Raw genomic sequence first — 25,552 nt, 5'->3', positions numbered from 1 at the left:
CGTGACAAGAGGCTCGATCGAATTCGATCGAGCCTCTTTCGCGTCAGCGGGCACAGATGAAAGGCATGCCGCGCCCGGAGGGATCTACAGGTGAGCACTCCACCGTCCCCGAATCCGGCATCGACGCGGCAATACCTCTACGGCCTGGACGTCTTACGAGCCGTCGCAGCATTGTTCATCGTCTATCGCCATTTCATGGACTGGACCGCGACTCGCGGACTCCCACTCGACTTCCGCGACGCGGTGAACGACACGATGGCATCGCTCCGGCTCCTGCCGAACCTCGGCATGGTCGGCCTGTCGTCGTTATTCCTGATCAGCGGCCTGGTCATCAGCTATGTCACCGAGAAGGAGACGCCGGGACAGTTTCTGGCGCGGCGGGCGTTCCGACTCCTCCCCGCGTTCTGGATCGCCGTGGTGGTCAGCTGGCTGCTGGTGCTGGCGGGGTTCTTCCCCGGCGGCAATCCCGACATGACGGCGAACGGCAACTCCCTCATCGGCAGTCTGACCCTGGCCAACCACTTCCTGACCGAGCAGAACGTCGTCCTCCCGGTGGCCTGGACACTCACCCTCCAGTTCAGCTTCTATCTGTTCACGGCCGCGATGATCCGGCCGGGACGCGGACGACCGTGGCTCGGCCCGGTCATCGCCGGAGTGATCATCGCGATCGCGCTTGCGCTGACGGTGGAGACGCCCACCGCGACGCTGAACCACCTCAGGACGATGGCGACCTTCCTGCCGGTGCTGTTCATCGGCCAGTGCATCTCGCTGGTGCGCTCCGGGCGGCTGCGGGCATCCGCAGGTCTCGCCGTGGGCGGCGGGCATTATCTGCTCTTCATCTGGGGAGGGCTCAACCACGAGACCATCCCGTACGGCGAGCCGGTCGAGCGGACGCTGCTGATGATGATCCTGCTGACGGTCCTGCTGCTCGGCACGAGCGGCGGTCTGGCCCGGTCGCGAGCGGTGCGCGAGGTGGCGAAGCGGACGTACTCGATCTTCCTGATTCACATGCCGGTCGGCTTCGCGGTGCTGGCGGCCCTCAGCCCGCGGGTTGGTGCAGGCGTCGCAGTCCTGGCGGCGGTGCTGGTCTCCGCAGTCTGCGCGGAGCTGCTCTATCGACTGGTCGAGCTGCCGGTGAACGACTGGTATCGACGCCGCGAACGCGACCGGGCCGCCCGTCGGGCGGACGCCGCCTCGGCAGGGTCGTGAGGACCCCCGCCGAGACGACGTCAGCCTCACCTCAGCGAACCTCGTAGGCCGCGATCAGCGTCTCCGTGTAGGAGTTGCCCGCACCCTCGTCGGCCGCATGCAGACGCAGCGACACAGGCCCCGCCTGCTGGCCGGGGACCGTCACGGTCCAGCCCTGATCCACCTCGGTGACCACGGCCTCCTGCCAGGCCTCGCCATCGGTCGCGAACTCGACCCGCAAGTCCGCAACACCGGCAGCGTCGGCGGTGGAGCCGGCCTGATAACCGGCCGCGACGCCGAAGGTGACGTCTTCACCAGCCTGCGCGGTGTGCAGCAGACTCAATGCCATGTCATAACGAAGATCGATCAACGGCAGCACCTCGGACTCGCCGTCGACCGGACCACTACGAAAGACCCAGTCACCCCGATACCCGGTACCGACGCGCAGACCGGCCAGCTCGCGATCCGCCCGCACCGTGAGCCGGTGCTCCGCATCCTGCGCAGGCACCTCGAATACGCCCATACCGGGGCTGTTCGATCGACCGCTCTCGATGCCATCACTGATCAACACCGTCTCACCGGTATTGGCCCAGGATTCCACGACGCCGATCGATCCGTTCGGCGAATTCGCCTGAAACACCGGCAGGTCGATCCGAATCTCATCATCCGTCCGGGCCACGAACGGCGTGGGCTCGTAGGTCACGCTGTCCCGGTGCGGCACCCCCAGGTCGACGCCGTAGGGGCCCGAAAGCAGATCGACCTCATAGTCGCCGCCCGCCTCATACCGGGCCGGCAGTGTCTCGTGAATGCCGACAGGCTGGTACGCGTCATCGGTGCCGATCCGGGCGCTGTGGAACCATTCGAAGCCCGGTGTCACGTAGAGGCCCTGTTCAAGAGGGGCGTAGACGACAGAGTCCAGCCCGACCAGCCCATCACCGAAGTCCGCGAAAGAGGCCACCGACACGGCGGCGCCCTCCGAGGCCGGCGCGTGTACCCGCATGCGGACCCGAGTCAGGTCCTCCTTCCGGTGCGACCAGGTGATGCCTTGCAGGCCAACGCCTTCGGTCTCGTCGTGCAGCAGGTACCGAACCGACCCCTGCTCCCGGCCGATGATGGTGAACTCAGTCGGTCCCTCGGCGATCCGATCGCGCAGGAGCCCCAAAAAGTCGTCTACCTGGAGAACCGGCACCTGCCACGCCGAGTCGTACTCGACATCCTGGAATCCGTTGTAGAGAACGCCCTCGGCGCCTGCCTCGATCAGCTCGGTCACCCGGGCCGCGACCTCCTCGCCGGGGACTCCCTGAACAGTGAGCAGCGCGATGGCTCCCGCCACCTCCACTTCGGCCACGTCCTCCGCTGCGCCGACATCGATCACGGGAGCGGTCAGCTCGCCGATGAACCGGTCGGCGGGGTCGCTCACCACCAATTCAGACAGCTCGACGGACAGTGGCTCTGGATCGGTGGTCGCGCCCGTCAGCATTGGCCGCGCCCACAGCGAGGTGGAGTACATCCCGAGCCCGTCGAGCGGTTCGGCTGGGACCACGAAGTCCCGCCCAGGGTGGGGGATGGCCCCAGATAGGGAGGCCGGCGCAGCGCCGACCTTCGACCGGATGCCGAAGGATGGCACCATCTGCGGAGTGAGTCGGAGTTCTGGGTCGTCAAGCTCGGTTTCGACCGGCTCGCCAGCCCGCGCATCAAGTGTGACGGTGAAGTGATCGTCGAGCGTCACCTCTCGGGCCAGATAGGTGAACGCCTCTGTGTACGAAGATCCGCTCGGCAGGACCAGATCATCGGTCACCTGAGCAACCACACGATATCGACCCTTGGGCACCACAATGCTTGAGTAAGGGCCTCCAATGGTATAGCTTTCACCGGTTTCTACGCTTTGCGCGAAGCCCATGGCCTGAACATTGTCACCTGACACACCCGCCCGGTTGATCGCCGTGTAATCGAGCCGTGCCTCGTCCTGTCCGATGTCGGCACCCAAGGCCACCCGGATCGTCTGACCGTCGGGCCCGGCACCGACCAGTCTGGCGCCCTTCGGTCCGGGTGCCTCCGCCGAGGCGGCGAAGTCTGCGGTGACATCCACCTCCGCCACACCCTGCGCGGGAACTGTGATCGTCGAGACGTCGACGTCGAACAGGCCCTCCGGAGCGGGTGCGGCATCGGCCGCCGCCTCGATGCTCAGTGCCAGCTCGACCGGTTCGGTGTCGTCGTTGTGCAGGGTCACCGGCATCGTGACCGGCTCGGCCTCCTCGACGGGAGACAATGCCTTGCCCATCGACAACGAAGCAGGCTGAGCACGCAGCGTCTGATCCACCGCGCGAGCGACGTCGAGGCGCCCAGCGCCCTGCCCGTAGACGGAGACGTCGTCCAACGGCTGTGCCGAACTCATCAAGGCGGACTTCAGCTCGGCTGCCGAGAAGTCCGGGCGCTGCTGGGCCAAGATCGCGGCGGCACCTGCCACGTGCGGTGTCGCCATCGACGTACCCGACAACCTGGCATGCTGGTCGTCGACGATCCCCCCGAGATCGGTTCCCGCCGCCCTGGCGGCGGTGATGTCTTCTCCGGGAGCGGCGATGTCTGGCTTCACCGCCGAGTCGATCAACCGCGGTCCCCGGCTGGAGAACTCGGCGAGCTCGTCCTGCTTGGTCGAGGCCGCCACCGTCAACGCAGAGTCGGCCGCACCGGGAGCTTCCACGGTGGAATCTCCTCCCCGGTTGCCCGCCGCGACCACGAACAGGGCACCGGAGGATGCGGTGAGGTCGTCGATGGCCTGCGAGAGCGGGTCGGTGCCGTCCGAGGGGTAGCTGCCGAGGCTCAGGTTGATCACCGAGGCCTGCTGATCGACGGCCCACTGCATCCCGGCGATGATGACGTCCGTCGGGCAGCCGTCGAGCTCGCACACCTTGCCGTGCAGCAGCTCGGCATCCGGAGCGACACCCCGATAACGGCCGTCCGACGCCGCACCGGAACCCGCGATCGTCGCGGCGACATGCGTGCCGTGCCCGACGGGGTCGGTGACCTCCGCCCCAGGCTCGATCAGATTCTCGGCCCCGGCCACGTTGTCGACGAGATCGGGATGAGTCGGGTCGTATCCGGTGTCCAACACCGCCACCCGCACCCCCTCGCCACTGAACCCGGCCTCCCACGCCGACGGGGCGCCGACCAGGCCGACGCTCTCATCCAGCGAAGGCTGCAACCGCTGATTCAGCCAGACCTTCTCCACCGGACCCGCCGCGGCGGAGAACTCCTCAGCCCGGGGCTCGGCTGCGAGCAACTCGCTCCAGAAGTCGGCCGCCTCGGTCTTCTCGACCGCCAACGCGGTCACGCCCAGGTCGGGGAAAGACCGGGTCACCTCCGCCCAGACAGGTGCCGCAGAGAAGGTGCTCACCCCGGCCTCCGAGGTAGAGAGCAAGGGGACCGAGTCGACGTCCGGCTCGTGCAATCCCTGCTCGGCGAGCAGCGAGATGTTGAACAGCGCCTCATCCAAGCGATCTGCCCGTAACAGCCCGAGGGCATCCGACGGATAGACGAAATGCTCGCCGTTCATCTCCAGCCGCGTGAACTCGATCGAGCCGCGCCCCGGCCCCGGCTCGACGCCGGTCACCTGGACGGACTTGTCCGGGTCGGTGCGAACCGCGACCGTGTCACCAGTGACGAGGGTGATGACCCCCGGCGTGCCACCGGGCGCCGCGCTCGGTGCCTGCCCGTCAACCTGCGCGACCGCAGTCGGAGATGCCGCCACCGCCAACCCCAGGAATACGGCGCAGGCCGTGCCCACCACCACGGGCGGACTAGTTGATCGTCTTCCCTGCACATCAGCTCCTGACTGATCGCCGCGACCACGAGGGCGTGATCGCGAACTTGCAGTCACCACACGTAACGACAGAGAGCGAGGTTGCACTGCCGATTCGACGGATGCGGCGACGGCTCCGTCCATCGGCCCGATCTGCCGGGCCTTCCGATGAGGAGATCGACCACAGCCAGGCCGTTGATCAGCAACTATTCCGTGATCGAATCTTGTCCTGCACCACCCCGCCGCAATCGGAGACGGGGGGAGACTCCGTCAGCGATCGACCGCCGGCACGTTCTCGAACAGCCGTCACTCCTGTGGCTCGGTCACGAACTGATCAAGGACGCCCGACCGACCCTCGGGCCGGGTGTCGGTACGGATGCGGTGGCGAGCCGTGATGCCGGCGCCCGCCTCACCTCAGCGAACCTCGTAGGCCGCGATCAGAGTCTCCGTGTAGGAGTCGCCCGCACCCTCGTCGGCCGCATGCACCCGCAACGAGACGCAGACTCAACGCCAGGTCGTAGCGAAGATCGATCAGCGGCAGCATCGCGGACTCGCCGTCGACCGGACCACTTCGAAAGACCCAGTCAACCCGGTAACCAGTGCCCACGCGCAGGCTGGCCAGCTCGCGATCCGCCCGCACGGACAGCTGATGCTCCGCATCCGATCCCAGCACCGAGAAGGACGACTCCGGGTGCGTTCGACCGATCGGTCCCCAAAGTCGACGGTCTCGCGTCCCGGCCCCGGCTCGACGCCGAGCACCTGAACGGACTCGTCGGCGCCAGTGCGGATCGGGACCCTGTCATCGGTGACCAGCGTGAGGGTCCCCGGCGTTCCGGGAAGACCCCGACGGCGGCGTCGATTCCGCATGCTGCGCCATCGAGTTCGGGAAGGGGAGGAGGACACCGCCCCTCCCGCCAACCCGTGGCGGCCTCCATGATGATCGTCTTGCCTGCATGCACACTCCCGACAGATCGCCCGATCACCGAAGGTGATCGTGGACTGCCGGTAGTACGCAGAATCCGCAGCTGAGGTTGCAGGTTCACTGACATTCTCGCCGGGATGCGACGAATCGCGCATAGACGGCCCGCCGACGCCGATGGTTATCTTCTAACCTGATCGATGCCCGATCAGTGAGGAGACCACGATGTCGACCTGGATGTGGTGGCGAGTCGCGATTCTGGCGGCGGGCTGCCTGACGGCGGCTTCCTGTGCAGAGTTCGGGCCGGCCGAGCCGGACTCCGAACAACGGTCGTCGGCCGAGCTGATCAGCAGCTTGCCGGTCGACTCCGCGATGGAGTCGATCAGCGCGTCGGCGTCGGTTCCGGTGGCACGGCGCCCAGCAGTGGAAGTGCGGCCCACCGGCCCGGATCTGGTCTGCGAGACCGTACGCGCCCCGGACGACACCGACTTCGCCGTCACCGCGCTGGCGGATGAGGACGGGCGCAGCGTCGACTGTGCCGAGGCCCGACTGATCGCCGACGAATACCACCGAAGCGGCGCCCACGGTGTCGGGCAACGCGCCATGATCGACGGCTGGACGTGTGCGGCAGACTCGACGGCGGCGGCGACCCAGGGAGTGCTCTGCGGCCAGGACGACGACGTCAACCTGACCATCGTGACCACCCGCATCCTGCACCGCGTCCAGCCAGCGGCCGAGGACGTCCAGTGCGGCGGGCTGCCCGTTCTCGACGGCGAACTGCGGCAGCTCGTCACGAAGGCGGGGCTGCCGTCGGAGGTCAACGGCACGGCGCCCGCGAACCAGGTCGGCTGCGTCGCCGCCCGCGAGGTGATCACCCGGTTCGACGACGGCGGGCAGGCCACGGACTGGACCTGCGTCGATCTGGACCCCGACGATCATCCGTCCAGGGTGACGGCATCCTGCGAGAGCGAGATCGGCGAGTTCTTCGTCGTCCTGGAGGGCACGGCCTGACGGAGAGAAGACGCGGCTTCCGTCGGGCAAATCAGCGACTCTCTCGATACCGGCACGAGCAGGCCGCTCTCACCGGGCTCGCCGCAGCCACCGTGTGGCCCCGCCCACCGTCCGCTCGTGGCGCCGTTGGCACCACGAGCACATCGGGCGTACGCTATCTTGTACATACTAGGAGGTGGGCTCATGAAGACCATGAGTTACTCGGAGTCTCGGGCAAACTACGCTGCGACGCTCGATGCAGTGGTCGCAGACCGCGAGGAGGTCGTGATCACCCGCGCGGGCCACGACCCGGTGGTGATCGTCTCCCTTGACGACTACCAGTCGCTCAAGGAGACCGCTTACCTCCTGCGTAGCCCGGAGAACGCGCGACGCCTGCTCACCGCCATCGAACGGCTGGAGTCGGGCGGCGGGACGCAGCACGAACTCGCCGAATGAAGCTGGTCTGGGACGAGTCGGCGTGGGGCGACTACCTCTGGTGGCAGACCGAGGATCGCAAGGTCCTCAAACGGATCAACGATCTGATCAAGGACATAGCTCGTCACGGCAATGAGGGGATGGGAAAGCCGGAGCCGCTGAAGCACGGCTTCCACGGTTACTGGTCGCGACGGATCACCGAGGAGCATCGACTGGTCTACCGGATCGCCGACGACGAGATCCGAATCGCGGCCTGCCGTTACCACTACAGCAGGTGATGAGGACAGGTCTGACCTCGCCGACGCTGCCGAGGTCCGGCTTGGCTCTGCCGCTGCCCGGGCCACCAGGACCGCCCGGGCGGCGGCTGCAGTGACCCCGCCGCACGGACCTAGGGTCAGTGCTGCGCCCCGGCTCCGCCGAGCCCCACCGGACAGGCGACACCCGTGCCCCCGATCCCGCAGTAGCCGCCGGGGTTCTTGGCGTCGCTGAGGTACTGCTGGTGGTAATCCTCCGCGTAGTAGAAGTCGGCGAGCGGCGCGATCTCCGTGGTGATGGAGCCGTGTCCCGCCGACGTGAGCGCGCGCTGGTATTCGTCGCGGCTCGCCGTCGCCACTGCCTGCTGTGACTCGTCCGAGGTGTAGACCGCCGAGCGGTACTGGGTGCCGACGTCGTTGCCCTGCCGCATGCCCTGTGTGGGGTCGTGGCCCTCCCAGAACACCCGCAACAGATCGGGCAGGGAGATCACCGCCGGGTCGAAGACGACGAGAACGACCTCGGTGTGGCCGGTACGACCGCTGCAGACCTCTTCGTAGGTCGGATTCGGCGTGCTGCCGCCTGCGTACCCGACCGCGGTCGACCAGACGCCCTTCGTCTGCCAGAAGATCCGTTCGGCGCCCCAGAAACAACCCATCCCGAACACGACTGTCTGCAGCCCTTCCGGGAAGGGCCCGGCGATCTGACGATCCGGGAACACCGTGTGTCGCCCAGTGATCGTCAACGGAGTGTCACGACCCGGCAACGCCTCGTCAGAAGACACGATCCGTCCCTTGGCTCCGCCGAACAACGCCATACCACCACTGTACGCACCGTCTGCACCCCTCCCGGCACCCTCGTGCGCCCTGCTCCGGCCTGACCTGCTGTGATCTTCTTGGCGGACCGACGGCCGTCCCCGGTCCGACCGCGCAGGGGCAAGGCTCGACATCGTCTCTCGACAACTGTCGACCCGATGGACAAGATGATCCGACAAACCGCGGCACCTTGATCTCGATCACATCACGACGTCGGTTGCTTATATCGAAGTTTGAATAGGCGATGAACAACCCGGGCCGTTTCACAGACAGGTTCGGTGGAAGCAGCGAAGGAGCACAGTCATGACCTGGCAGGACGAGTTGCGCAGACTCGATACCGCTCTCGCTGCAGGCGACATCTCGCAGAGCGAGCATCAGGATCAACGAGACGCGGTCCTGTCCATCGCGGCAGGCAGCAGAGCAGGCTCGCCCTTCGACACCCAGCTCACGCTCCGCAATCAGCCGATCGCCGCACTCTCGACGGACACGCAGACCGCCGCGCAGGGTTCCCCCACGCAGGAGGCGGCATCGACGACGTCGAAGGCAGGCGCGGGCACGGCGTCCATCGCCCAGGCGTTCGCGGGCAGCGCAGCCGCCGCCTCGGCCACGTCAGGCACGAGCGCACCCGAGGCGGACCGCTCCGCCGAGGCACCGGCCCCTGCTGAGCAGGAACAGATCGAGCAGGCGCGGACAGAACAGGTTCAGCCGCAGCAGGACCCGGCAGCGCAGCCGCCTGCTCAGAAGACGACCGGGCAGGAGAGCGCGACCAGCCAGAACGACGCCGCTGTATCGGCGCAGCCGACCACGCCCGGCGACTCATCGTCCGCGACGACAGCCGCCGCGTCGGCGCAGGTTCCGGGAGACCCCACTCCGGCCACGCAGGTCCAGGAGCACCCGGCCCCCGGCCACGTGACGACGGGAGCACCCGTGACCGGCACCACCGCACCCGCCACGACGCCGCCCCCCGGGCAGCCCGGCGCGGTTGATCCCCAGGTGCGGGCGACAGGACCCTCGGCACCGTCCGACGGGGCACCGCAGGCGCAGACGCTGGGCGCCAGGCTCGGCGCGGTCATGCAGGACCACCCCAGCGTTCATCAGAGCGACCAGGAGGCTCTGGCGTTGCCGAGCCCCGATCAGTCGAGCAGGCAGGGCCCCTACGCGGGCCGCGCCGAGGAGGTCTTCAACGCGCAGAACGCCCGACCACGGCGGAAACTCCTGCCGATGCTGGTGGTCGCAATCGTCGTCGTCGCGGTGCTCGCGGCGGGCGCATTCTGGTTCTTCAGCCAGGACGGCTCCGGGGCAGGCGATGCGACGGTCCCGCCCCAGGGGCAGGCGCAGGGCCAGGGCGACGAGGCTGCACCGCCGCCGGCGGGCGACGCCCAGCCGAACTTCCCCGTCCTGCCAGGCGCGCCTGCCCCGCATCCCGAGGCGATGAGCCGCGAAGCGGCGGTGAATGCCGGGGTGCTCGGCGAGAGCGAGGCCGCCGCACTCGGCGATCACGGCATCGCCGAGATCTTCTTCCGTGGTTCGGTGGACGGCGACAACGCGTTCGGCGTCCTCGTCGGGGTCGCCCCGACGGCCGATGCGGCGCTGGCCGGCGCCGAGGCATTGAGCTTCGGTCAGACCGAACTCGGACTCTCGGCCGTCGCGATGGAAGGGGTTCCCGCCCAGGTCCGGATCTTCGAGCAGGTGGGCGAGGAACAGAGCATCCATCGGGCCGTCTACGTCTCGGGCGAGTACGTGGTCCGCATCGGCGTGGCCGGGCCGACGAACGGCGAGGGCGAACCGGTCGATACAGCGTTCCGCACCCTCGCCGATGAGACCATGCAGGCGCTGGAGCAGAATTGACGGCTGTCCCGCTCTCACTGATCGCGTTCGCTCCTGGGGCTGCGTCACGTGTCGTCTCGACACCACAACGGTGACGTCCGCCCGCATCGCGGCGCGACATGGAGTGAACGAACCACCGGATCGGCTCGATGCAGCTACCCGGCACTGGAACTGAAGCACTGAGAGTCACCTCTAACCGGGTGCTCATCACAGATTGGTGACACCCGATCGCGGCCTCATCGCGGGTTTGGTGGGGTGTGGACAATAGGCATGCTTGACGTGTGAGGAAAGGGGGTGTCAGGGTGACCTGGCAGGAAGAGGCGCAGAAGCTGGACGCGGATCTCGCGACGGGCCGGATCTCCGCCGAGGAATATCGCGCCCGCCGTGACCAGCTGCAGGCAGGCGGCCAGGGCGTCACAGGCACCCCCCAGAGCACCGGCCACGAGGCCCCCTCGTCGATGGAGTCGACTCAGTTGATAGGCCCCAATTCAGAGAACGATCAACGGCAGGGCGGCGCCACCCCTCCGAGCGATGCCACACAGGTGGTCCGGCAGGACTGGCGCCAGCAGGCGGGTGGCCAGGCGGGCGGTCAGAGCGACGCCGATCGAACCCAGGTCGTACGCGGCCTCAATCAACAACAACCGCAGGGCGGCTATCCACAGCAGGGCTATCCCGCAGGCCCGCCCCCGCAGTCGCCGCCCGGCGGCTTCCCGCAGGGCGGTTACAACGCGCCGCCCCCGGGCGTGACACAGCCGCCCTGGGCGGGCGGCGACAGCCAGCCGCCGTGGGCCGGCTCGGATCTGCCCCCGATGGCGAGCAACTCCTCGGACAACTGGATCCGGCAGGGGCCGGAGGCCTTCGAAAGCGACGGCGGCGGCAAGGCGCCGAAGATCGTGGCGATCATCGCGGCCGTGGTCGTACTGGCGGGCATCGCGTTCGGCGCCTGGATGCTCTGGGGCCGAGGAGACGGCTCCCCGCAGGCAGGCGGCGACACCGACCAGACCAACACCGCCGATCCCTCCACCGCACCCACGTCGGAGGAGGAGCGCGAGCCGCGCGACCCGCTGCTGCCCGCCGACATCGGTGGTGCGCAAGAGCTCGACAAGGCGGAGATCGCCGACTACGCAGGCATCCAGAGCATCCAGACCCTCACCGAGGGCGAGGACGGGGTCTTCACCACGGGCGGCGCAGCCGATGCACGCGCGTTGGTCTCCCACTTCGACGACGGCACCCAGGTGGTGGTCTTCGTCGTCGAGATGGCCGACGCGGAGTCCGCAGCGGCAAGCCGTGACGAACTCACCACGTTGCAGGAGAACTACGGCCTGGAACTCCGAGACGGGGTGCCCGGCGTCAACGAGGCCTGGCGGGCCGCCCCGGAGGACGAGGATTCGATGGTCCGCACGCACTACGTCAGCGATGACCTGCTGGTCCGAATCCAGGTCAGCGGCCCTAGCGAGCAGGCAGTCAGCGACAAGCACCAGGAGGTCCTGACGCAGCAGATGGTGTCCCAGGTGCCCAATGAGTGAACTCACGGCACTGGCCTGCACCATCGTCGCGAAGAACTATCTGCCCGCCGCGCGGGTGCTAGCCCGGTCGTTCCGGGAGCATCACCCCGAGCACGGCTTCGTGATCGCAGTGATCGATCGTGAACCCGGCGAGGAGCAGGACGAGCACGCGACCATCGTCGGCCCGGACTGGTTCGGCATCGACGACGAGGACTATCTGCGGATGGCCACCTCGTACACGGTCATGGAGCTGGCGACCGCGGTCAAGCCCTACCTGCTGCGCACACTCCGCCAGAGGGCCGACGTCGCCGTGTACCTCGATCCGGACATCCAGGTGTTCAGCCCGTTCGGCGAGGTGGTCGAGCTCGCCGCGTCGAATTCCATCGTGCTCACGCCGCACACCTTGGAGCCCATCCCCCAGGACGGCCTGGAGCCCGACGATGCGGTGATCATGGGCACCGGGATCTACAACCTCGGCTTCATCGCCGTCGGCGCGGGTTCGGAGGGGTTCCTGGACTTCTGGGCCTCCCGCCTGCGACACGATGCCATCGCGGCTCCCGAGAAGCAGCTCTTCACCGATCAGCGCTGGGTGGATCAGGCGCCCGCGCTGTTCCCGCACCACATCTGGCGCGATCCCGGTCTCAACGTGGCGTACTGGAACGTCTGGCAGCGGCCGATCGAACAGGGCCCCGATGGGGGATACACCGCAGCAGGCAGACCGCTGCGGTTCTTCCACTTCAGCGGTTACCGACCGGAGAAGCCCTGGCTGCTGACCTTTCACTGCGCACGCAAGCCCCGCACCCTGCTCTCTGATCACCCCGCGCTGCGGGCCCTCTGCGACGGTTACGGACAGGCGCTGCTGGCCGCCGGTTACGCCGATTCGGTGGAGTCGGTGCCCTATCGCTACAACACGCTCGGCGACGGGGCACGGATCACGCCGGTCATGCGCCGGGTGTTCCGCGCGGGCTGGATCAAGTCGGAGCGCGCCACCGGCACGCCGAGCCGCAAACCGCTGCCGCCCGCTCCGCCGCATGCATTCGGCGTCGACGGCGGCAAGGCGTTCCGGGACTGGCTGACGGCGCCGGAGGATGCACAGCAGGCCTCGGCGGGGCTGAGCAGATGGACGATGGCCGTCTGGCAGTCCCGGCCCGACCTTCAGGTGGCCTTCCCCCAGCCGTGGGGCGCCGACGCCGAGGGCTACCGGCACTGGTGTCTGAACTCCGGCACCAAGGAGAAGCAGATCGCCGAGTGGGCGCTGCCCACCAGTTCGCCCAAGACGAGCGCTCCCCTGGACCGGTTCGGCGTCAACCTGCTCGGCTACCTGACGGCTGAACTCGGGCTCGGTGAGATGGCCAGGATCGTGCACGAAGCGATCCGTCGCGCCGACGTCCCGATCGCCGCGGTCGTCGAGGACGAGCTCGTCTCGAACCGGACCGACCTGGACGCACCGGAGACCCTGGGCGATCCGCGATTCCCGGTCAGTCTGATCTGCGTCAACGCCGATCAGATTCCGGCGGTGAGCGCGACCCATCCCAACGCGGTGCGCGACCGTTATCGCATCGGTCTGTGGGCCTGGGAGTTGGAGGACTTTCCGGAATCTCTGCATGCCTCCTTCGGAATGGTCGACGAGATCTGGACGGTGAGCGACTTCTGTCGAGAGGCCATCGCCCGACACTCCCCCGTCCCAGTGCACACGATCCCGGTTCCGGTGCGCGACACCGGTGCTCCGATCCGGCGGGATCGTGAGGAGGGCGAACCTGTTCGGTTCCTCTTCGCCTTCGACTTCAACAGCGTCGGTGAGCGGAAGAACCCCTGGGGCCTGGTCACGGCATTCCAGCGTGCCTTCCCCGATCGACAGGACGTCCGGCTCACGATCAAGGCGATCAACGGCGCGCTCCACCCGGAGGCGGCCGAACGGCTGCGTTCCCTGGCGGGTGCCGATGCGCGGATCGATCTGCTGGAGCGCTACCTGTCGGTCGCCGAGTTGCGCGCCCTGTACGCCGACAGCGACTGCTACGTGTCGCTGCATCGCAGCGAGGGCTTCGGGCTGACCGTCGCCGAGGCGATGATGCTGGAACTCCCGACGATCTCCACCGACTACTCGAGCACGACCGAGTTCATGACGGCGGAGACCGGGTGGCCGATTCCGTTCACCACGGTCCCGGTCGGCGAGCGCTGCGAGCCCTATCATGCCTCAGCGATCTGGGCCGAGCCCGACCTGGACGCTGCGGCCGAGGCGATGCGCGAGGTGGTGGACGACCCGGAGGAGGCCCGCCGCCGCGGAGTGGCCGCCCGCGCGCACCTGCTGGCGACCAGAAGTCTCGACACCACCGCGACCTGGATGCGGGAGCAGCTCGAGCGCGCCTACGCCACGTGGCGCGGCCGAGGCTCGGGCACTGCGCAGCCGACCCAGGAGCGGGAACCTGGTCCGATGGAGCCGCTGCACCGGGCTAGAGAGGCCCTGCGTTGGCGAGCCGACACGGAGATGCCGTCACGGAATCCGCTGGCGCCTGCACTTCGGCGCGCGGTGCTGCGCGCAGTCGATCACTACGACGTCCATCAGCGTCGAGTCCTCGGCGCCGTCACCGACGGTGTGGAGAGCAGCCTGCAGGCCGCGCATGATCGCATCGACGGCATCACGTCCCAGCTGACCGAACTCCACCAGCGGCAGATCGTCGGCGACGAGGACGTGAAGTCCGAGGTACGAGCCGTCGCGAACCGACTCGGCACGGCGCTGCGCGGTCACGACGACGTGTTGCGCAAGCTGGAGACCAGGCTGGACGAGCAGGCGCAGCGGTCCGAGGAGGAGCGTCTCGCCCTCGGCTCTACCCAGGCCGGGCACTCCGCTGAACTGCAAGGACTGCATAGGCGTGTCGACGAGACGGGCGAGCAGTCGTTCACCATGTTCGCCGAGCGCGACCGTCGCGCGGATCACCTCGACGTCGAACTGGCCCAGGCTCAGCGTGACCTCGACGCCTTGCACGCGCTCATCTCGGCCAGGCACAGTGCCGTCCCGACGGGGTCGGAGGTCGTGGTCTGCGATGCGGGCGCGCTGCTGATGCCGACGGACGAGGTCGTCCTGCCCTGGATTCGGTATCACCGAAGCTGGGAGCTGGACGAGGCCCGACTGATCGCTCGGCTGGCGGGTGAGGGCACCTTCCTCGACGTCGGCGCGCACGTCGGCTACCACTCGTTGCGCCTGCTCACGCAGTACCCGCAGCATCGGGTGATCGCCGTCGAGGCCAACCCCGACACGGTCGAGTACCTGCGCCGCAACATCAGCGCGAATCTCGCGCCCTCTGCGGCCGAACGTGTGGTGGTGCTCCCGGTCGCCGCCTGGGACACCTCGACGAAGCTGTCCCTGCTCGCCGCCGACGCCGACAACAGCGGTGACTTCCGGGTCAGCGAGTGGGCGGAGAACCATTCGCTGACGGTGCCCGCCGTGGCGCTCGGCTCGCAGGCAGAGGTGATCGAGGCACGGATCTCGTTGATCAAGGTGGATCTTCAGGGCCGGGATCATCGGGCGCTCGCGGGGCTTCGGGACATCCTGACCCGCGACCGGCCGCATGTCGTCTGTGAGTTCTGCCCGGAGCAGATCGAGGAGTTGACGGACGACCCGAAATCGGTGCTCGCCGAGTATCGAGAGCTGGGCTATCGGATTCGCGACGTCGCGGGAGAGGCGCTCCCCGACGACGCGATGATCATCGACGACGCGCGCGGCAGCGCCACGGGGTTCTCGACGCTGTGGCTGGACCCGTCGGCGTCCTGATCTGATGACGGCGGCGGAGACTCAGTCCAAGACCGGACCCGTCTCGGAGCGGACTGAACGGACGGCGACGACGGCCCGAGACGCGTCGGGGCTGAGCGTTCTCGGCACCGTCGCCGTCGTCCTCGTCCTGTACAGCTATCTCGTCGCGTTATGGCCGAACCGACAGGGTGAGGCGTTCGATCTCGTCGTCGTGCTGCGGCGGTGGGTGAACGAGCCGCTGGGCATCGGCTCCGACTTCGGTTTCGTCGGCATCGCACTGCTGCTGCTGATCGCGGGCTACCTCGGCGGGCGTTCGTTGGACCTGGAGTCACTCGGGCGTCTCGCGGCGCGCATGCTCGTCACCTTCTATGCCCTCGCCGCCCTCGCTGCGGGCATCGCCTTCCTGGTCGTCCTGGCAGGCGGGGAGGTCTACACGGCGCCTGCGGGTGCCGATCCGGACGGCGGCAGTCTCCTCGCGGCCGCGCTGCTGATCGCGCCGGTGACGGCCTCGGTCGAGGCCGTGCCCTTCGTGGCGGTGCTGACCTCGGTGCTGGTGTTCCTCATCGTCGCCGTGCTGTGTCGCCCCCTCGCCCGGCTCCATCCGGCGTGGGCAATCCTCGGGCAGATCCTTCTGTGCGCCGTGCCGGTGTTCATCGGGGTGGGCACCCCCGAGGGACCGCTGCGGTCACTCGGCCTGCTGGCGTTCCTGCTGCCGGTGCTGATCATCGGCCAGATCGCCTGGTCAGTCCGATACTCCACCGTCCCGCTCTGGCTCGGCGTGCTGCTGGGCATGACCACCTTCCAGGTGATGGCCTGGGCAGAGCATTCCTACCGCGAACTGCTGCACTGGTGGTACCCGTTGAGTGCCGTCTTCGCGGTGCTGCTCTTCCTGCTGCTGCTCACGCATCCGCCGAGATTCGGCGAGCACGGAGTGTTCCGCTGGTTCTTCGACCGCCGTCATGCGTTGCTGCTGTTCACTCCGACGATCGGGTGGGCAAGCCAGTCCGCGCTGGCCACCCTGCCCGCCGTCGTGGCCGTGGCGATCGGCGTGGGAGCGACCCTGGCGGCGGCGGACGGGTATCACCGGTTCATCGAGACCAGCCTGCGACGACTCCTCGACCGAGGCCGGCTGTCGGGAGGGTCATGATCGGCGAGATCATTCACGCAGCGGGCAGACGGCTGCGATCGCCACCGCGCCGATGTCCGCAGCCGTCCCCGGTGTCGAGGCTCAGGAGGCCTCGTCTGCGCCGGGCCGGTCTCACCGTTGAGGGAGCGCCGACATGACCGCCCGGCCAGGCCAGGCGCGCGACGAGGGGAGCCGAGCACCTCGGGCACGTCCCGATGACGCGATCACCGAGGCGATCCCCCGCGTCGTCGACGCGCGTACGCCCGGCACACCTCCGGTACGAGCCCCGAGTTCGGGTCCTCGACGACAGGCCGTCAGCGCGGGCACCCGGCCGGGACGCGCCCGAGGCGGTGGCATCGACGACGACGCGATCACCGAGGTGATCCCCGCCCTGGCCGGAACCGGCAGGGCACGTACCGACCAGAACGGTGCCGACGAGGGCGATGGGAAGGCCCGCGCCGAAGCGGTGCCGACCCCGCGCTCGCGGCGAAAGGACTACCACGCCGGGCTTGATCTGCTCCGCGTGCTCATGGCCGTCGCCGTGGTGTACACCCATCTCGCGATCTGGCTGGGGTCCAACGAGATCCTGTGGCCCGGTCACACCATCGTGCATCGCGGACTCACCACCCCGTTGAATCTCAACCTGAACCTGTCCTTCGTCGGTGTCGGCTCATTCCTACTGATCAGCGGCATCGTGATCACGAGGGTCGCCGATCGTGAGTCGCCGACCCGGTTCTTGGCACGGCGACTGGTGCGCATCCTGCCCGCGATGTGGCTGGTGACCATCGCGATGTACTTCCTGGTACAGGCCGAACTGGTCAGCCCGGAGGGCGATTCGACGGGCGGACCCGCCGATATCCTCACGAACCTGACGCTGACGACTTACTTCCAACAGCCTTCGGTGGTCCTGCTCGGCGTCACCTGGACCTTGGTCGTGCAGCTGCTCTTCTACACCTACATCGCCTGCACGATCCCGTTGTTACGTCGGTGGGCGTGGCTTCCGCCGCTGCTGGGGGCGGCGCTGATCTCGGTCGCCCAGTCCTGGGCGGCGGCGCACGAGGGCATCATCGCCTTTCGCATCGGGATGTTCACCAGCTACCTGCCGGTACTGTTCATCGGCCAGCTCATCGCGCTCGCCTACTCCCGACGCATCCCGCTTCCGGCCGCCGTCGGCCTCGGCCTGGCGCACTTCGGGCTGTTCCTCAGCGCCGACCTGCTCCAGGACTACATCACCACCGGCGTCGCACACACTCGCACTCTGCTCCTGCTGGTCCTGGTGGTCATGCTGGTGATGAACAGCAGCGGGCGCCTGGCGACCGCGCCGATGATCTCGGCGCTGTCGAAACGGTCCTACAGTGTCTACCTGGTCCACACCGCCTGCATCTATCCGATCATGGGCCTGATGACTCCGCGATTCGGTCCCGGCCTGGCGATCCTCGTCTCGATGACCGCCGTGGTGGTCGCCACGGAACTCCTGCACCGCTGCGTCGAGATGCCGCCCGTACGACTGCATCGAAGGTGGGAACGTCGTCGCGACCGCCGGGCGTCCCGCCGGGACGCCGACGAGGGGACCGCAGCGGTCAGGAGATCGGGTTCCGAGCCAACTCCGCGTTGATGCGACCGATCGTCGCGCTGTCCAGGAACGGTGCGGTGCCGCCGACCAGGTTGCGTTCGACGACCTCGATGACGATCACGTCCTGCTCAACGAGCATCTGGATCACCGAGTCAGGGTCGTCACTCAGCGTTCCGTAGTACTGCAAGGTCACGTCGCTGAAGAATCCGGAGACGTAACGGCTGGCCGCAGCGAGGAACGAGTCACCGATGATCGCAGTTCGCTCGGTGACCATGCCCGCGAGCGGCCCGATGCCGAAGTGCTCCGGCTGGTCGAGGTTGTAGTTCAGCCCGTGGGTGTTGTCCGTGACGCCGTCCGGTCGGATCCGATAGGTCATCCCGGCGCGCTCGGCATGCCGCCCGACGAGCACGGGCAGATCGGCGTCGCTGTGCCAGAGCGCGTCCTCGGTGGTGGTGACTGCGGCCGTGGACCCCGGACGAAGGTGTTCGGCCACGCTCGTCAGCATCGTGATGGCACCCTCGTCCATCCAATGCGAGTCGAGTGGGTAATAGGCGGGGCGGCCCAGGGCATCGCCAGCCTCCGCCAACGGCGTACGAAGGTCGATCGCTCCCGTCTCGGCGGGGATCCGCTCCCAGAACTCGGCGCCGACCTCGGTCGAGCAGTCCCGGCCCGCATAGTCGGCAGGCAGGTTCTCCGGAACCATCGTCGTCTTGTCCGGTGCGATCACCAGGACGAACTCCCGGCCCGATGCCTCGATGCCCGTCCTGAGTCGTTGCACCGCGTCGATCACCTCGTCGAGCGAGCGCTCGCTGTTGCACCTGCTGTCGACGTCGGCGCCGAGGTACATCCAGTCGTCCAGGCCCTCGATCGCCTTGGGATAGACCACCCTGCGATCACCACCGCCGTTCGGCGCGATGGGGCCGCTGCCCGCGTCGTCCCCTGCGCCGTCCAGTGACACGGACTCGCCGAAGAGCGTGTGGCTCACACCGTCGGCGATGGTGATGGCCGACTGCCGGAACGGCAGGTAGTCGATCGACCATTGCGGGAACTCGGTGAAGAAGCCCCAGCCGTGCATGACGTTCGGGAAGTCGACCAGCGCCCGGTTCTCGATCTCGGTCGCTCTGGCACCGAACAGGTAGCTGAACACCGGGGCGCCGAAGAAGAGCAGGGCGGCCAGCAACGCCAGGAGTTGGCGGCCGCCGTGGCGCGGGCGGTACAGGTCGTGCTCCCGAGGCAGCCATGCCTCGTGGACCTCGGGGAGTCGCACGCGAGGAATCGGCGCGGTCTCATCGCTCCGCTGCCTGGACATGTCAACACCCTAACGGTGGACTCGGAACGGTTCGGTCGATTCGGTCGCGTCCATCCTGATCGCTGCCTTCTCGCGGACGTCGGGGCGGGCGGTGTCCATGAACCGCCCGTGGTCGGCGACGCCGAAGCGGCCACGCCGAGGCTCTCGGGGGGAGAGCCTCGGCGGCGGTCGGTCTCCGAATCGCAGACGGTGCCGCGCCCCGCACCGGAGTCGATCAGTCGTCCCAGTCGTCGCGGTCGTCGCGGTCGTCGTCGTACCTGTCGTCGTCGTCGCGGTCGTCGTCGTACCGGTCGTCGTCGTCATCGTCGTCCCGGTCCTGCTCGACGTCGAGGACCTCACCGGTCTGGGCGTCGATCTCGACCTCCCACTCCGTCCGGTCCTGTCGCAGCTCGATGTCCCACTCGAGCCTGCCGTCGTCGGAGCCGAGGTCGACCTCGACGACGGTGGCGCCGGGCGCCTGCTCCTCGGCGATTCGTACCGCCTCGTCACGTCCGATGGCGGGCTCGGTGCGCGAGATCTGCGAGCCCCCGGCCGCGTCGGGGCTGCGGACGTCGTCCCGGCCGCCCGTGTCGCGGTCATCACGGTCGTCCAGGTCATCCCGGCCGTCTCGGTCGTCCCAGTCGTCTACCTGCTGGGTGGTGAAGGAGCTGGGGCTGACCTCGTTCGAACTCCGGTCGTCCAACGCGATGGCGGTGCCGCCGATCGCCAGGAGCCCGGCGGCTCCGATGATCGCTGCCATGATCTTCGGGTTGCGCATCAGATGTCCTTTCGTCGCTTCTCCGCTGGTGATGACTACATTGGCGGAGATCGACCTAGCGGCACGCTGCGTGATCCCTAACGACGAGTTAAGGAATTCGCGTGGTCTGGATGCGCGCCCCGACATCGGCGGAGCCGATCGGCTCCGGCGGACTCACCGTGCGGCTGCTGCGGCAGCAGGCCGCGCGCCGGCCGCCCACCCCCGCGTCGCAGGCGGTCCGCGCCGATCGGAATGCGCCTCGCCGGTCGAGTCAGCCCGCCGACGCCGTGCGCTCGCCCGACTCGCCCAGCACACCCCGGTAGTAGCCGATCTTCCGGTTGATCGCAGCGTGCCTGCCGCGCAGCTCCTCGATCTGCTCGGCGACCTTGGCGGCGTGCGTCTCCAAGAGGTCGACGCGTTCCGGGATCGTGTGCTCGCCGCTCCGCACCAGTTCCGCGAACTCTCGGAGCCTCGCGATGGGCATGTCCGTCTCACGCAGGCAGCGGACCAGGTTCAACAGCTCGACATCCGATGCCCGGTAGCGGCGGTGACCGCTCCGCGAGCGTTCGACCTCCGTGAGCAGGCCTGCCCGTTCGTAATAGCGCAGGGTGTCGTGGCTCATGCCGAAGCGAACCGACACCTCGCCCGGCGTGTAGTACTCACTCACGAGACTCGATCCTCCTTCACGGCCCGCGCATTCATCGACCGCGGCAGCGGCGATACACGCACGGGAATGATGGCACCGCACCTGCCGGAAGACCTGACACCTTATGGTCTTGAGCCGTGGAGCAACGACGACTGGGTGACTCAGGCCTGACCGTCAGCGTCGTCGGGCTGGGCTGCAACAACCTAGGCAGACCGGGGACCAGCACGGAGACGCTGTCCGGAACCCGCGCGGTGGTCAACGCGGCGATGGACGTCGGGATCACCTTCTTCGACGTCGCCGACGTCTACGGCGCCCCCCGAGGCCGCAGCGAGGAACTGTTGGGGCAGGCGCTGTCCGGCCGCCGGGACTGGGCGGTGATCGCCACCAAGTTCGGCATGGACATGCAAGGGGTCAACGGCCCCGACTTCGGCTCACGCGGCTCACGTCGCTACATCAAACGCGCCGTCGAGTCGTCACTGCGCAGGCTGGGCACCGACTGGATCGACCTCTATCAGCTGCATCGACCCGATCTGGCAACGCCGCTGGAGGAGACGCTGTCCGCGTTGGACGACCTGATCCATGAGGGCAAGGTGCGCTACATCGGGCACTGCAACCTCGCGGGCTGGCAGATCGCCGACACCGCGTGGATCGCCGAGACCGCGAAGCTCACGGGCCCCATCGCAGCGCAGAACCACTACTCCCTGTTGGAGCGCGAGGCCGAGCGCGAGGTGGTCCCGGTCTGCGAGCGGTTCGGAATCGGCCTGATTCCATACTTTCCGCTCGCCAACGGGCTGCTGACCGGAAAATACCGTCGAGGCGGGGAGACCCAGCCGGGGACCAGGCTCGCGGGCCGAGGCAGGCTGCTCGCCGAGGCGCCGTGGGATCGGATCGAAGCGATCCGCCACTTCGCCGATCAACGCAATCTGAGTATGACCGACGTCGCGATCGGCTGGCTGGCCGCGCAACCGGCAGTAGCCTCGGTGATCGCGGGCGCCACCATGCCCGAACAGATCAAGATGAACGCCGTCGCCGGGGACTGGCAGCCGACCCTGGCAGACTTGGCCGAACTCGACCAGATCTGTCCGCCCGGCCGTCGCTGAGTCCTCGGAGCCTCGCGCCGGTCGGCACGGGGATCTCGTGTCGTTCTCGGTCGGTCCCGGCAGACGGACCTACGGGCTCAAGGGAGAGCAGATGCAGATCACGGACACCGCAGCGATCGTCACCGGCGGAGCCTCCGGGCTCGGCGGCGCCACCGCACGGGCCCTCGCGGCCGGCGGCGCCACGGTGTTCGCCCTCGATCTGCCCTCGGCCGTCGATGCGGCGGCCCCCGTCGACGGAGTCCGGTTCCTCGCCGCCGACGTGCGCAGCGCGGAACAGGTGCAGGCCGCCGTCGAGACGGCCACGGGTTCCGGCCTGCCGCTGCGGGTCGCGGTGAACTGCGCGGGCGTCGCCGACGCCGGTCGCATTCTCAGCCGCAAGGGCGTCCATGACCTGGAGCTGTTCCGCAAGGTCATCGAGATCAACCTGATCGGCACGTTCAACGTGATGCGCCTGGCAGCCGAGGCGATGGCCGCCACCGAGCCGCTCGAGGAGGGTCACCGGGGCGTGGTCATCAACACCGCCTCGGTCGCCGCGTTCGAGGGTCAGGTCGGGCAGGCCGCGTATTCGGCGTCCAAGGGCGGCGTCGCGGGGATGACGCTGCCCGCCGCCCGTGACCTGGCCTCGCTGGGCATCCGGGTGATGACCATCGCGCCCGGCATCCTCAGCACGCCGATGATGGCAGGCATCACGCCCGGGTTCCGCGAGAAGCTGGAGTCGAACCTCCAGTTCCCCAAGCGCATGGGTCACCCTGAGGACTACGCGACGCTGGCCCTGTCGATCATCGCGCAGGACTACCTCAACGGCGAGACCATCCGGCTCGACGGTGCGCTGCGGATGCCGCCGCGCTGAAGCGACTCGCCGACCGAACACTGATCTATCTCGGGACCGCCGCGTCGCCGCAGCAGGCCGACGCGGCGCCGTCGGCGATCGACAGCACCAACCACGACCGTCCTCGGGCCTGCCTGGGCACCTGCGCCGCCGAGCGGTGCCCGATCGCCGTGGCGGGCCTGCTCGCGATCTCGCGCGGTCGGGGCATCGTGCATTCCGGCCGCAGGCCCCTCGGGGCGGAGCCGGGCGATCCCGAGCGACGGCGATGCCCCCGGCCTCAGAGATCCCCCGACTTCAGAGATCCCCCGCGTAGGGCACCTGCGTCATGGCGGTCGAGGTCATCCAGCGACGCAGGGTCAAGGTCGCCTGCACATCGTCCTCGTTGTAGCGGAGCAGCCGATCACGCTGGCGCGCGTCCGGTGGGAGGCCGTCCAAGCCGACCGCGTCGCGATACCAGCGCATCGAGTTCTCGCCCCCCGCCTCCGGATCTCGCCACGAGAACCCTGCCTCCGGCGCGATCGTCTTGAGTCCCCGCCCCTGTGCGCAGAGGAACTGCTCGCGGACGATCGCGAAGAGGTCGACCCATTCCTCGGACTGGATGAAGGCCCGAACCTCGGCGACGGCGGGCACGCCTGCCACGCCCTCGAATCGGCTCGCCGAGGACAGCAGCCAGCGGTTCTCCGCCAGCTCGTTGTAGCAGTAGGCCCGGAAGGTCAGGCCCCGCGCCGCGGCCCGCATCCGAATCGTCCGCAGCCACGCCCAGAACTCGGAGAACGACCTGGCCTCATCCGAGGTCGGGACCGGCTCCCAGGTCGCGAAGGCGCGGTACCCGGCGGGCTCGCCGACGTCGGAACCGGACAGCAGCGCGCCCCACAGGTACGCGCCGCCGTCGCCGAAGCTCTCCATGTCGACGTCCACCTCGACGTCGGCGCGCGGCACCCGGACGTCACGGACTCGGCGGATCATCGACAGACCCCGCAGCCACGCCCTGGCCAGCACGACGGAGTCACCGAACCCGGCGCCCATCAACGGCACCGGCGGCCTGCCCTGCGGGTCCAGGGCGGCGAGCCCGTCGACGGTGCGCACCCCGATGGAGCGGAACGCCGTCGCGTCCTCGCCCCGAACCACCAGACTGACGTCCCGATCGGCGCGCAGCGCCTGCTCGCACACCGGCCACCACGGGCAGGAACGGCATTCGAGAATGCGCGACGGCCGGGCCAGGGGCTCGTCACCGGCGGCAGCCGCCGCTGCGACGGCGAGACGGTCGGCGAACCGCCGGTCGTACTCGTCCAGCGCCGTCCGGCCGCCCGGCCAGTTGGGTGCCTCCAGGTCGTGCCAGACCACGACGTCGGCGTCCATCCCGATGACACCGCCTACGGCACGGTTCCGTCCGCCCGGCGCGGCGCTGCCGACCGACCTGCGCCTGCCCGACCGTGGTCGATCCTGCTCTGCACGGTCCCCGACCAGCCGAGCCTCGACCGCCTGAAGCAGGCGGTGGATGTGGGCGAGCCGGAGCTGGTCCCTGGCCTGCGGCCGCGCCTTGCGCCTCGGATCAGGCCGGGCGGCGGCGAAGGTCGGGGTCTCCAGCGGGCTGGTGCGCACCCCGGAACCGGGATCGCTCACCTTGTGCCGAACCACCAGGACGGGGAGATAACGGCCGTCGGCCCGCACGAGCAGGTCGATGCCGCCGCGTCGCCCGTGGTCGGGGTCGCCGGGCAGCTGCGCCCCCCAGATGAACGACGCCTCGGCCTCCATCGCGTCGAGCGTGGCGCGGGCTCTGACGCTCGACGGCAGGTCGCGGGCGATCTCGACCCAGTCGGCTTGGTGCAGGTCAGCGAGCCGCCTGCCGACGTTCGCCCGGTGGGTGGCCGCGTCGGCCATCCGCTGCTCGGCCGCCGTGTCCGGGCCTGCCTTGGGCGTGTCCGTCATCGTCGGGTCGTTCTCCAGATGAACCCGACGTCGACACCGCGTCACCACCCCCGCGTCGAGAAGCACCGTGTCCGTCACCCATCGAGCGTAAGCGCAAGCCCCGGCCTGCCGGGTCGATACCCGAGGTTGCACGCGCCCGGGGCCTGATCTGGCACGATTGGCGATCTCCAGCTGGTGTTCGCCAGGCGGCAGTCCCAGCCGGTGCTCCAGGACGGGGGCTCCAGGCAGGAAGGCGGAGGTGCTCAGGGCGATGGCACGACGAAAGAAGGACGATCCCTCTTCGAAGGGACGCGGCAGGCGGCTGGCGAGTCTGGCGAAGGTGCTGATCCCAGTCGCGGCGCCGGTGCTGCTGCCGTTCGCCGCAGGCGCGGCGGCCTCGGCCCGCGACGCCGTCGATCGGCTGCGGGCCCGGCGGCTCGGCGTCCCGGTCGAGCGGCTGGCCGAGTTCAGTGGCAAGGGTGCCGCATTGCACGCACGGATCGTCGGCGTGACGGAGGCGCTCGCCTCGCTCCGCGAGCAGGACGGCGGAAAGCACGAGGACGCCCGCTTCGCCGTCGGAATCGAGCCCCGGCTTCGGCAGCTCCTCGCCGCAGTCCGGGCAGCGGAGCGGATGCCCGGCGAACGGCGGCGGGCGGCGCACCGGGCAGTAGACGCCGAATTGGCGCAGGTGGAGGACGAACTGCTGCGGCGGTTCGGCCTCGGCACGCGCCCCGGATCGACCACGGACGGCGCCGGGCCCGCCGCATCGGCCCGTTCCGACGGCACGCGCACGACGGCGGGCTGACCACGACGCGATCACACCAAGGGGCCCGCAGACCCTGCTGCC

At 68.6% G+C, this 25,552-nt stretch carries 18 protein-coding genes; 12 read left to right on the top strand and 6 right to left on the bottom strand.

Annotation, left to right across the window (positions count from 1 at the left end):
* The first annotated feature begins 90 nt into the window (after positions 1-90).
* Positions 91-1,209 (top strand): acyltransferase family protein, encoded by a 1,119-nt coding sequence (locus UA74_RS00350; RefSeq protein ID WP_075737877.1) that lies wholly within the window; start codon positions 91-93, stop codon positions 1,207-1,209.
* 31 nt (positions 1,210-1,240) lie between these two features.
* On the opposite strand, the gene UA74_RS00345 is transcribed toward UA74_RS00350, so the two are convergent.
* Positions 1,241-5,008 (bottom strand): S8 family serine peptidase, encoded by a 3,768-nt coding sequence (locus tag UA74_RS00345; RefSeq protein WP_157433916.1) that lies wholly within the window; start codon positions 5,006-5,008, stop codon positions 1,241-1,243.
* Positions 5,009-6,131: 1,123 nt separating this feature from the next.
* On the opposite strand from UA74_RS00345, the gene UA74_RS00335 reads away from it, so the two are divergent.
* From UA74_RS00335 to UA74_RS00325, 3 genes are all read left to right on the top strand, one after another.
* Positions 6,132-6,917, top strand: a complete 786-nt coding sequence (locus tag UA74_RS00335) for a hypothetical protein (protein WP_075763678.1) — start codon at positions 6,132-6,134, stop codon at positions 6,915-6,917.
* Positions 6,918-7,100: 183 nt separating this feature from the next.
* Entirely contained in the window at positions 7,101-7,352 is a 252-nt protein-coding gene (locus UA74_RS00330; RefSeq protein ID WP_075737869.1) for a type II toxin-antitoxin system Phd/YefM family antitoxin, read from the top strand.
* Positions 7,349-7,609 (top strand): Txe/YoeB family addiction module toxin, encoded by a 261-nt coding sequence (locus tag UA74_RS00325; protein WP_075737867.1) that lies wholly within the window; start codon positions 7,349-7,351, stop codon positions 7,607-7,609. Before UA74_RS00330 ends, UA74_RS00325 begins: the two co-directional genes overlap by 4 nt.
* 116 nt (positions 7,610-7,725) lie before the next feature.
* Here the strand turns inward: UA74_RS00325 and msrA are convergent, their stop codons facing one another.
* Positions 7,726-8,400, bottom strand: a complete 675-nt coding sequence (gene msrA / locus UA74_RS00320) for a peptide-methionine (S)-S-oxide reductase MsrA (RefSeq protein WP_075737865.1) — start codon at positions 8,398-8,400, stop codon at positions 7,726-7,728.
* A gap of 301 nt (positions 8,401-8,701) precedes the next feature.
* Between msrA and UA74_RS00315 the strand changes: the two genes are divergently transcribed.
* The 5 genes from UA74_RS00315 (at position 8,702) to UA74_RS00295 (ending at position 18,219) form a co-directional block, all read left to right on the top strand.
* A complete protein-coding gene (locus UA74_RS00315) occupies positions 8,702-10,246 on the top strand; it encodes a hypothetical protein (RefSeq protein ID WP_075737863.1) in 1,545 nt (514 codons plus the stop codon).
* A gap of 281 nt (positions 10,247-10,527) precedes the next feature.
* Positions 10,528-11,751, top strand: a complete 1,224-nt coding sequence (locus UA74_RS00310; protein WP_075737861.1) for a P-loop NTPase family protein — start codon at positions 10,528-10,530, stop codon at positions 11,749-11,751.
* Positions 11,744-15,499: an FkbM family methyltransferase gene (locus tag UA74_RS00305; protein WP_075737859.1), complete on the top strand. Its 3,756-nt coding sequence runs from the start codon at positions 11,744-11,746 to the stop codon at positions 15,497-15,499. Before UA74_RS00310 ends, UA74_RS00305 begins: the two co-directional genes overlap by 8 nt.
* A gap of 4 nt (positions 15,500-15,503) precedes the next feature.
* A complete protein-coding gene (locus UA74_RS00300; RefSeq protein ID WP_075737857.1) occupies positions 15,504-16,625 on the top strand; it encodes a hypothetical protein in 1,122 nt (373 codons plus the stop codon).
* A 133-nt stretch (positions 16,626-16,758) separates the two neighbouring features.
* Positions 16,759-18,219 (top strand): acyltransferase family protein, encoded by a 1,461-nt coding sequence (locus tag UA74_RS00295; RefSeq protein ID WP_075737855.1) that lies wholly within the window; start codon positions 16,759-16,761, stop codon positions 18,217-18,219.
* On the opposite strand, the gene UA74_RS00290 is transcribed toward UA74_RS00295, so the two are convergent.
* The 3 genes from UA74_RS00290 to UA74_RS00280 form a co-directional block, all read right to left on the bottom strand.
* Positions 18,185-19,486 carry an alginate O-acetyltransferase AlgX-related protein gene (locus UA74_RS00290; protein WP_075737853.1) on the bottom strand — a complete coding sequence of 434 codons (1,302 nt, stop codon included), beginning with the start codon at positions 19,484-19,486 and terminating at the stop codon, positions 18,185-18,187. The genes UA74_RS00295 and UA74_RS00290 overlap by 35 nt on opposite strands.
* Before the next feature lie 214 nt (positions 19,487-19,700).
* On the bottom strand, positions 19,701-20,243 hold the full coding sequence (locus UA74_RS00285; protein WP_075737851.1) for a PepSY domain-containing protein: 543 nt from the start codon (positions 20,241-20,243) through the stop codon (positions 19,701-19,703).
* 250 nt (positions 20,244-20,493) lie between these two features.
* A complete protein-coding gene (locus tag UA74_RS00280) occupies positions 20,494-20,889 on the bottom strand; it encodes a MerR family transcriptional regulator (protein ID WP_075737849.1) in 396 nt (131 codons plus the stop codon).
* A 116-nt stretch (positions 20,890-21,005) separates the two neighbouring features.
* Between UA74_RS00280 and UA74_RS00275 the strand changes: the two genes are divergently transcribed.
* Together UA74_RS00275 and UA74_RS00270 are read left to right on the top strand one after the other, a co-directional pair.
* Entirely contained in the window at positions 21,006-21,968 is a 963-nt protein-coding gene (locus tag UA74_RS00275) for an aldo/keto reductase (protein ID WP_075737847.1), read from the top strand.
* Between the two features lie 91 nt (positions 21,969-22,059).
* Complete coding sequence (locus UA74_RS00270; RefSeq protein WP_075743242.1) at positions 22,060-22,818, top strand: SDR family NAD(P)-dependent oxidoreductase; 759 nt, start codon at positions 22,060-22,062, stop codon at positions 22,816-22,818.
* Between the two features lie 273 nt (positions 22,819-23,091).
* Here the strand turns inward: UA74_RS00270 and UA74_RS00265 are convergent, their stop codons facing one another.
* Positions 23,092-24,804, bottom strand: a complete 1,713-nt coding sequence (locus UA74_RS00265; RefSeq protein WP_075737845.1) for a TM0106 family RecB-like putative nuclease — start codon at positions 24,802-24,804, stop codon at positions 23,092-23,094.
* Positions 24,805-24,976: 172 nt separating this feature from the next.
* Here UA74_RS00265 and UA74_RS00260 point away from each other — a divergent pair, with 172 nt between their 5' ends.
* Positions 24,977-25,510 (top strand): DUF6474 family protein, encoded by a 534-nt coding sequence (locus tag UA74_RS00260; RefSeq protein WP_198042887.1) that lies wholly within the window; start codon positions 24,977-24,979, stop codon positions 25,508-25,510.
* The last annotated feature ends 42 nt before the right edge of the window (positions 25,511-25,552 follow it).

It is taken from the genome of Actinoalloteichus fjordicus, assembly GCF_001941625.1.
GTDB lineage: Bacteria > Actinomycetota > Actinomycetes > Mycobacteriales > Pseudonocardiaceae > Actinoalloteichus_A > Actinoalloteichus_A fjordicus.
Note: the sequence above shows the minus strand (reverse complement) of the source record. Positions and strands in the feature narration are given on the sequence as shown.

Coding starts and splice junctions, on each gene's coding strand:
- UA74_RS00305 (WP_075737859.1), top strand. CDS start 11,744: ATGAGTGAACTCACGGCACTGGCCTGCACCATCGTCGCGAAGAACTAT.
- UA74_RS00260 (WP_198042887.1), top strand. CDS start 24,977: ATGGCACGACGAAAGAAGGACGATCCCTCTTCGAAGGGACGCGGCAGG.
- msrA (WP_075737865.1), bottom strand. CDS start 8,400: ATGGCGTTGTTCGGCGGAGCCAAGGGACGGATCGTGTCTTCTGACGAG.
- UA74_RS00300 (WP_075737857.1), top strand. CDS start 15,504: ATGACGGCGGCGGAGACTCAGTCCAAGACCGGACCCGTCTCGGAGCGG.
- UA74_RS00285 (WP_075737851.1), bottom strand. CDS start 20,243: ATGCGCAACCCGAAGATCATGGCAGCGATCATCGGAGCCGCCGGGCTC.
- UA74_RS00270 (WP_075743242.1), top strand. CDS start 22,060: ATGCAGATCACGGACACCGCAGCGATCGTCACCGGCGGAGCCTCCGGG.
- UA74_RS00290 (WP_075737853.1), bottom strand. CDS start 19,486: ATGTCCAGGCAGCGGAGCGATGAGACCGCGCCGATTCCTCGCGTGCGA.
- UA74_RS00335 (WP_075763678.1), top strand. CDS start 6,132: ATGTCGACCTGGATGTGGTGGCGAGTCGCGATTCTGGCGGCGGGCTGC.
- UA74_RS00315 (WP_075737863.1), top strand. CDS start 8,702: ATGACCTGGCAGGACGAGTTGCGCAGACTCGATACCGCTCTCGCTGCA.
- UA74_RS00325 (WP_075737867.1), top strand. CDS start 7,349: ATGAAGCTGGTCTGGGACGAGTCGGCGTGGGGCGACTACCTCTGGTGG.
- UA74_RS00295 (WP_075737855.1), top strand. CDS start 16,759: ATGACCGCCCGGCCAGGCCAGGCGCGCGACGAGGGGAGCCGAGCACCT.
- UA74_RS00330 (WP_075737869.1), top strand. CDS start 7,101: ATGAAGACCATGAGTTACTCGGAGTCTCGGGCAAACTACGCTGCGACG.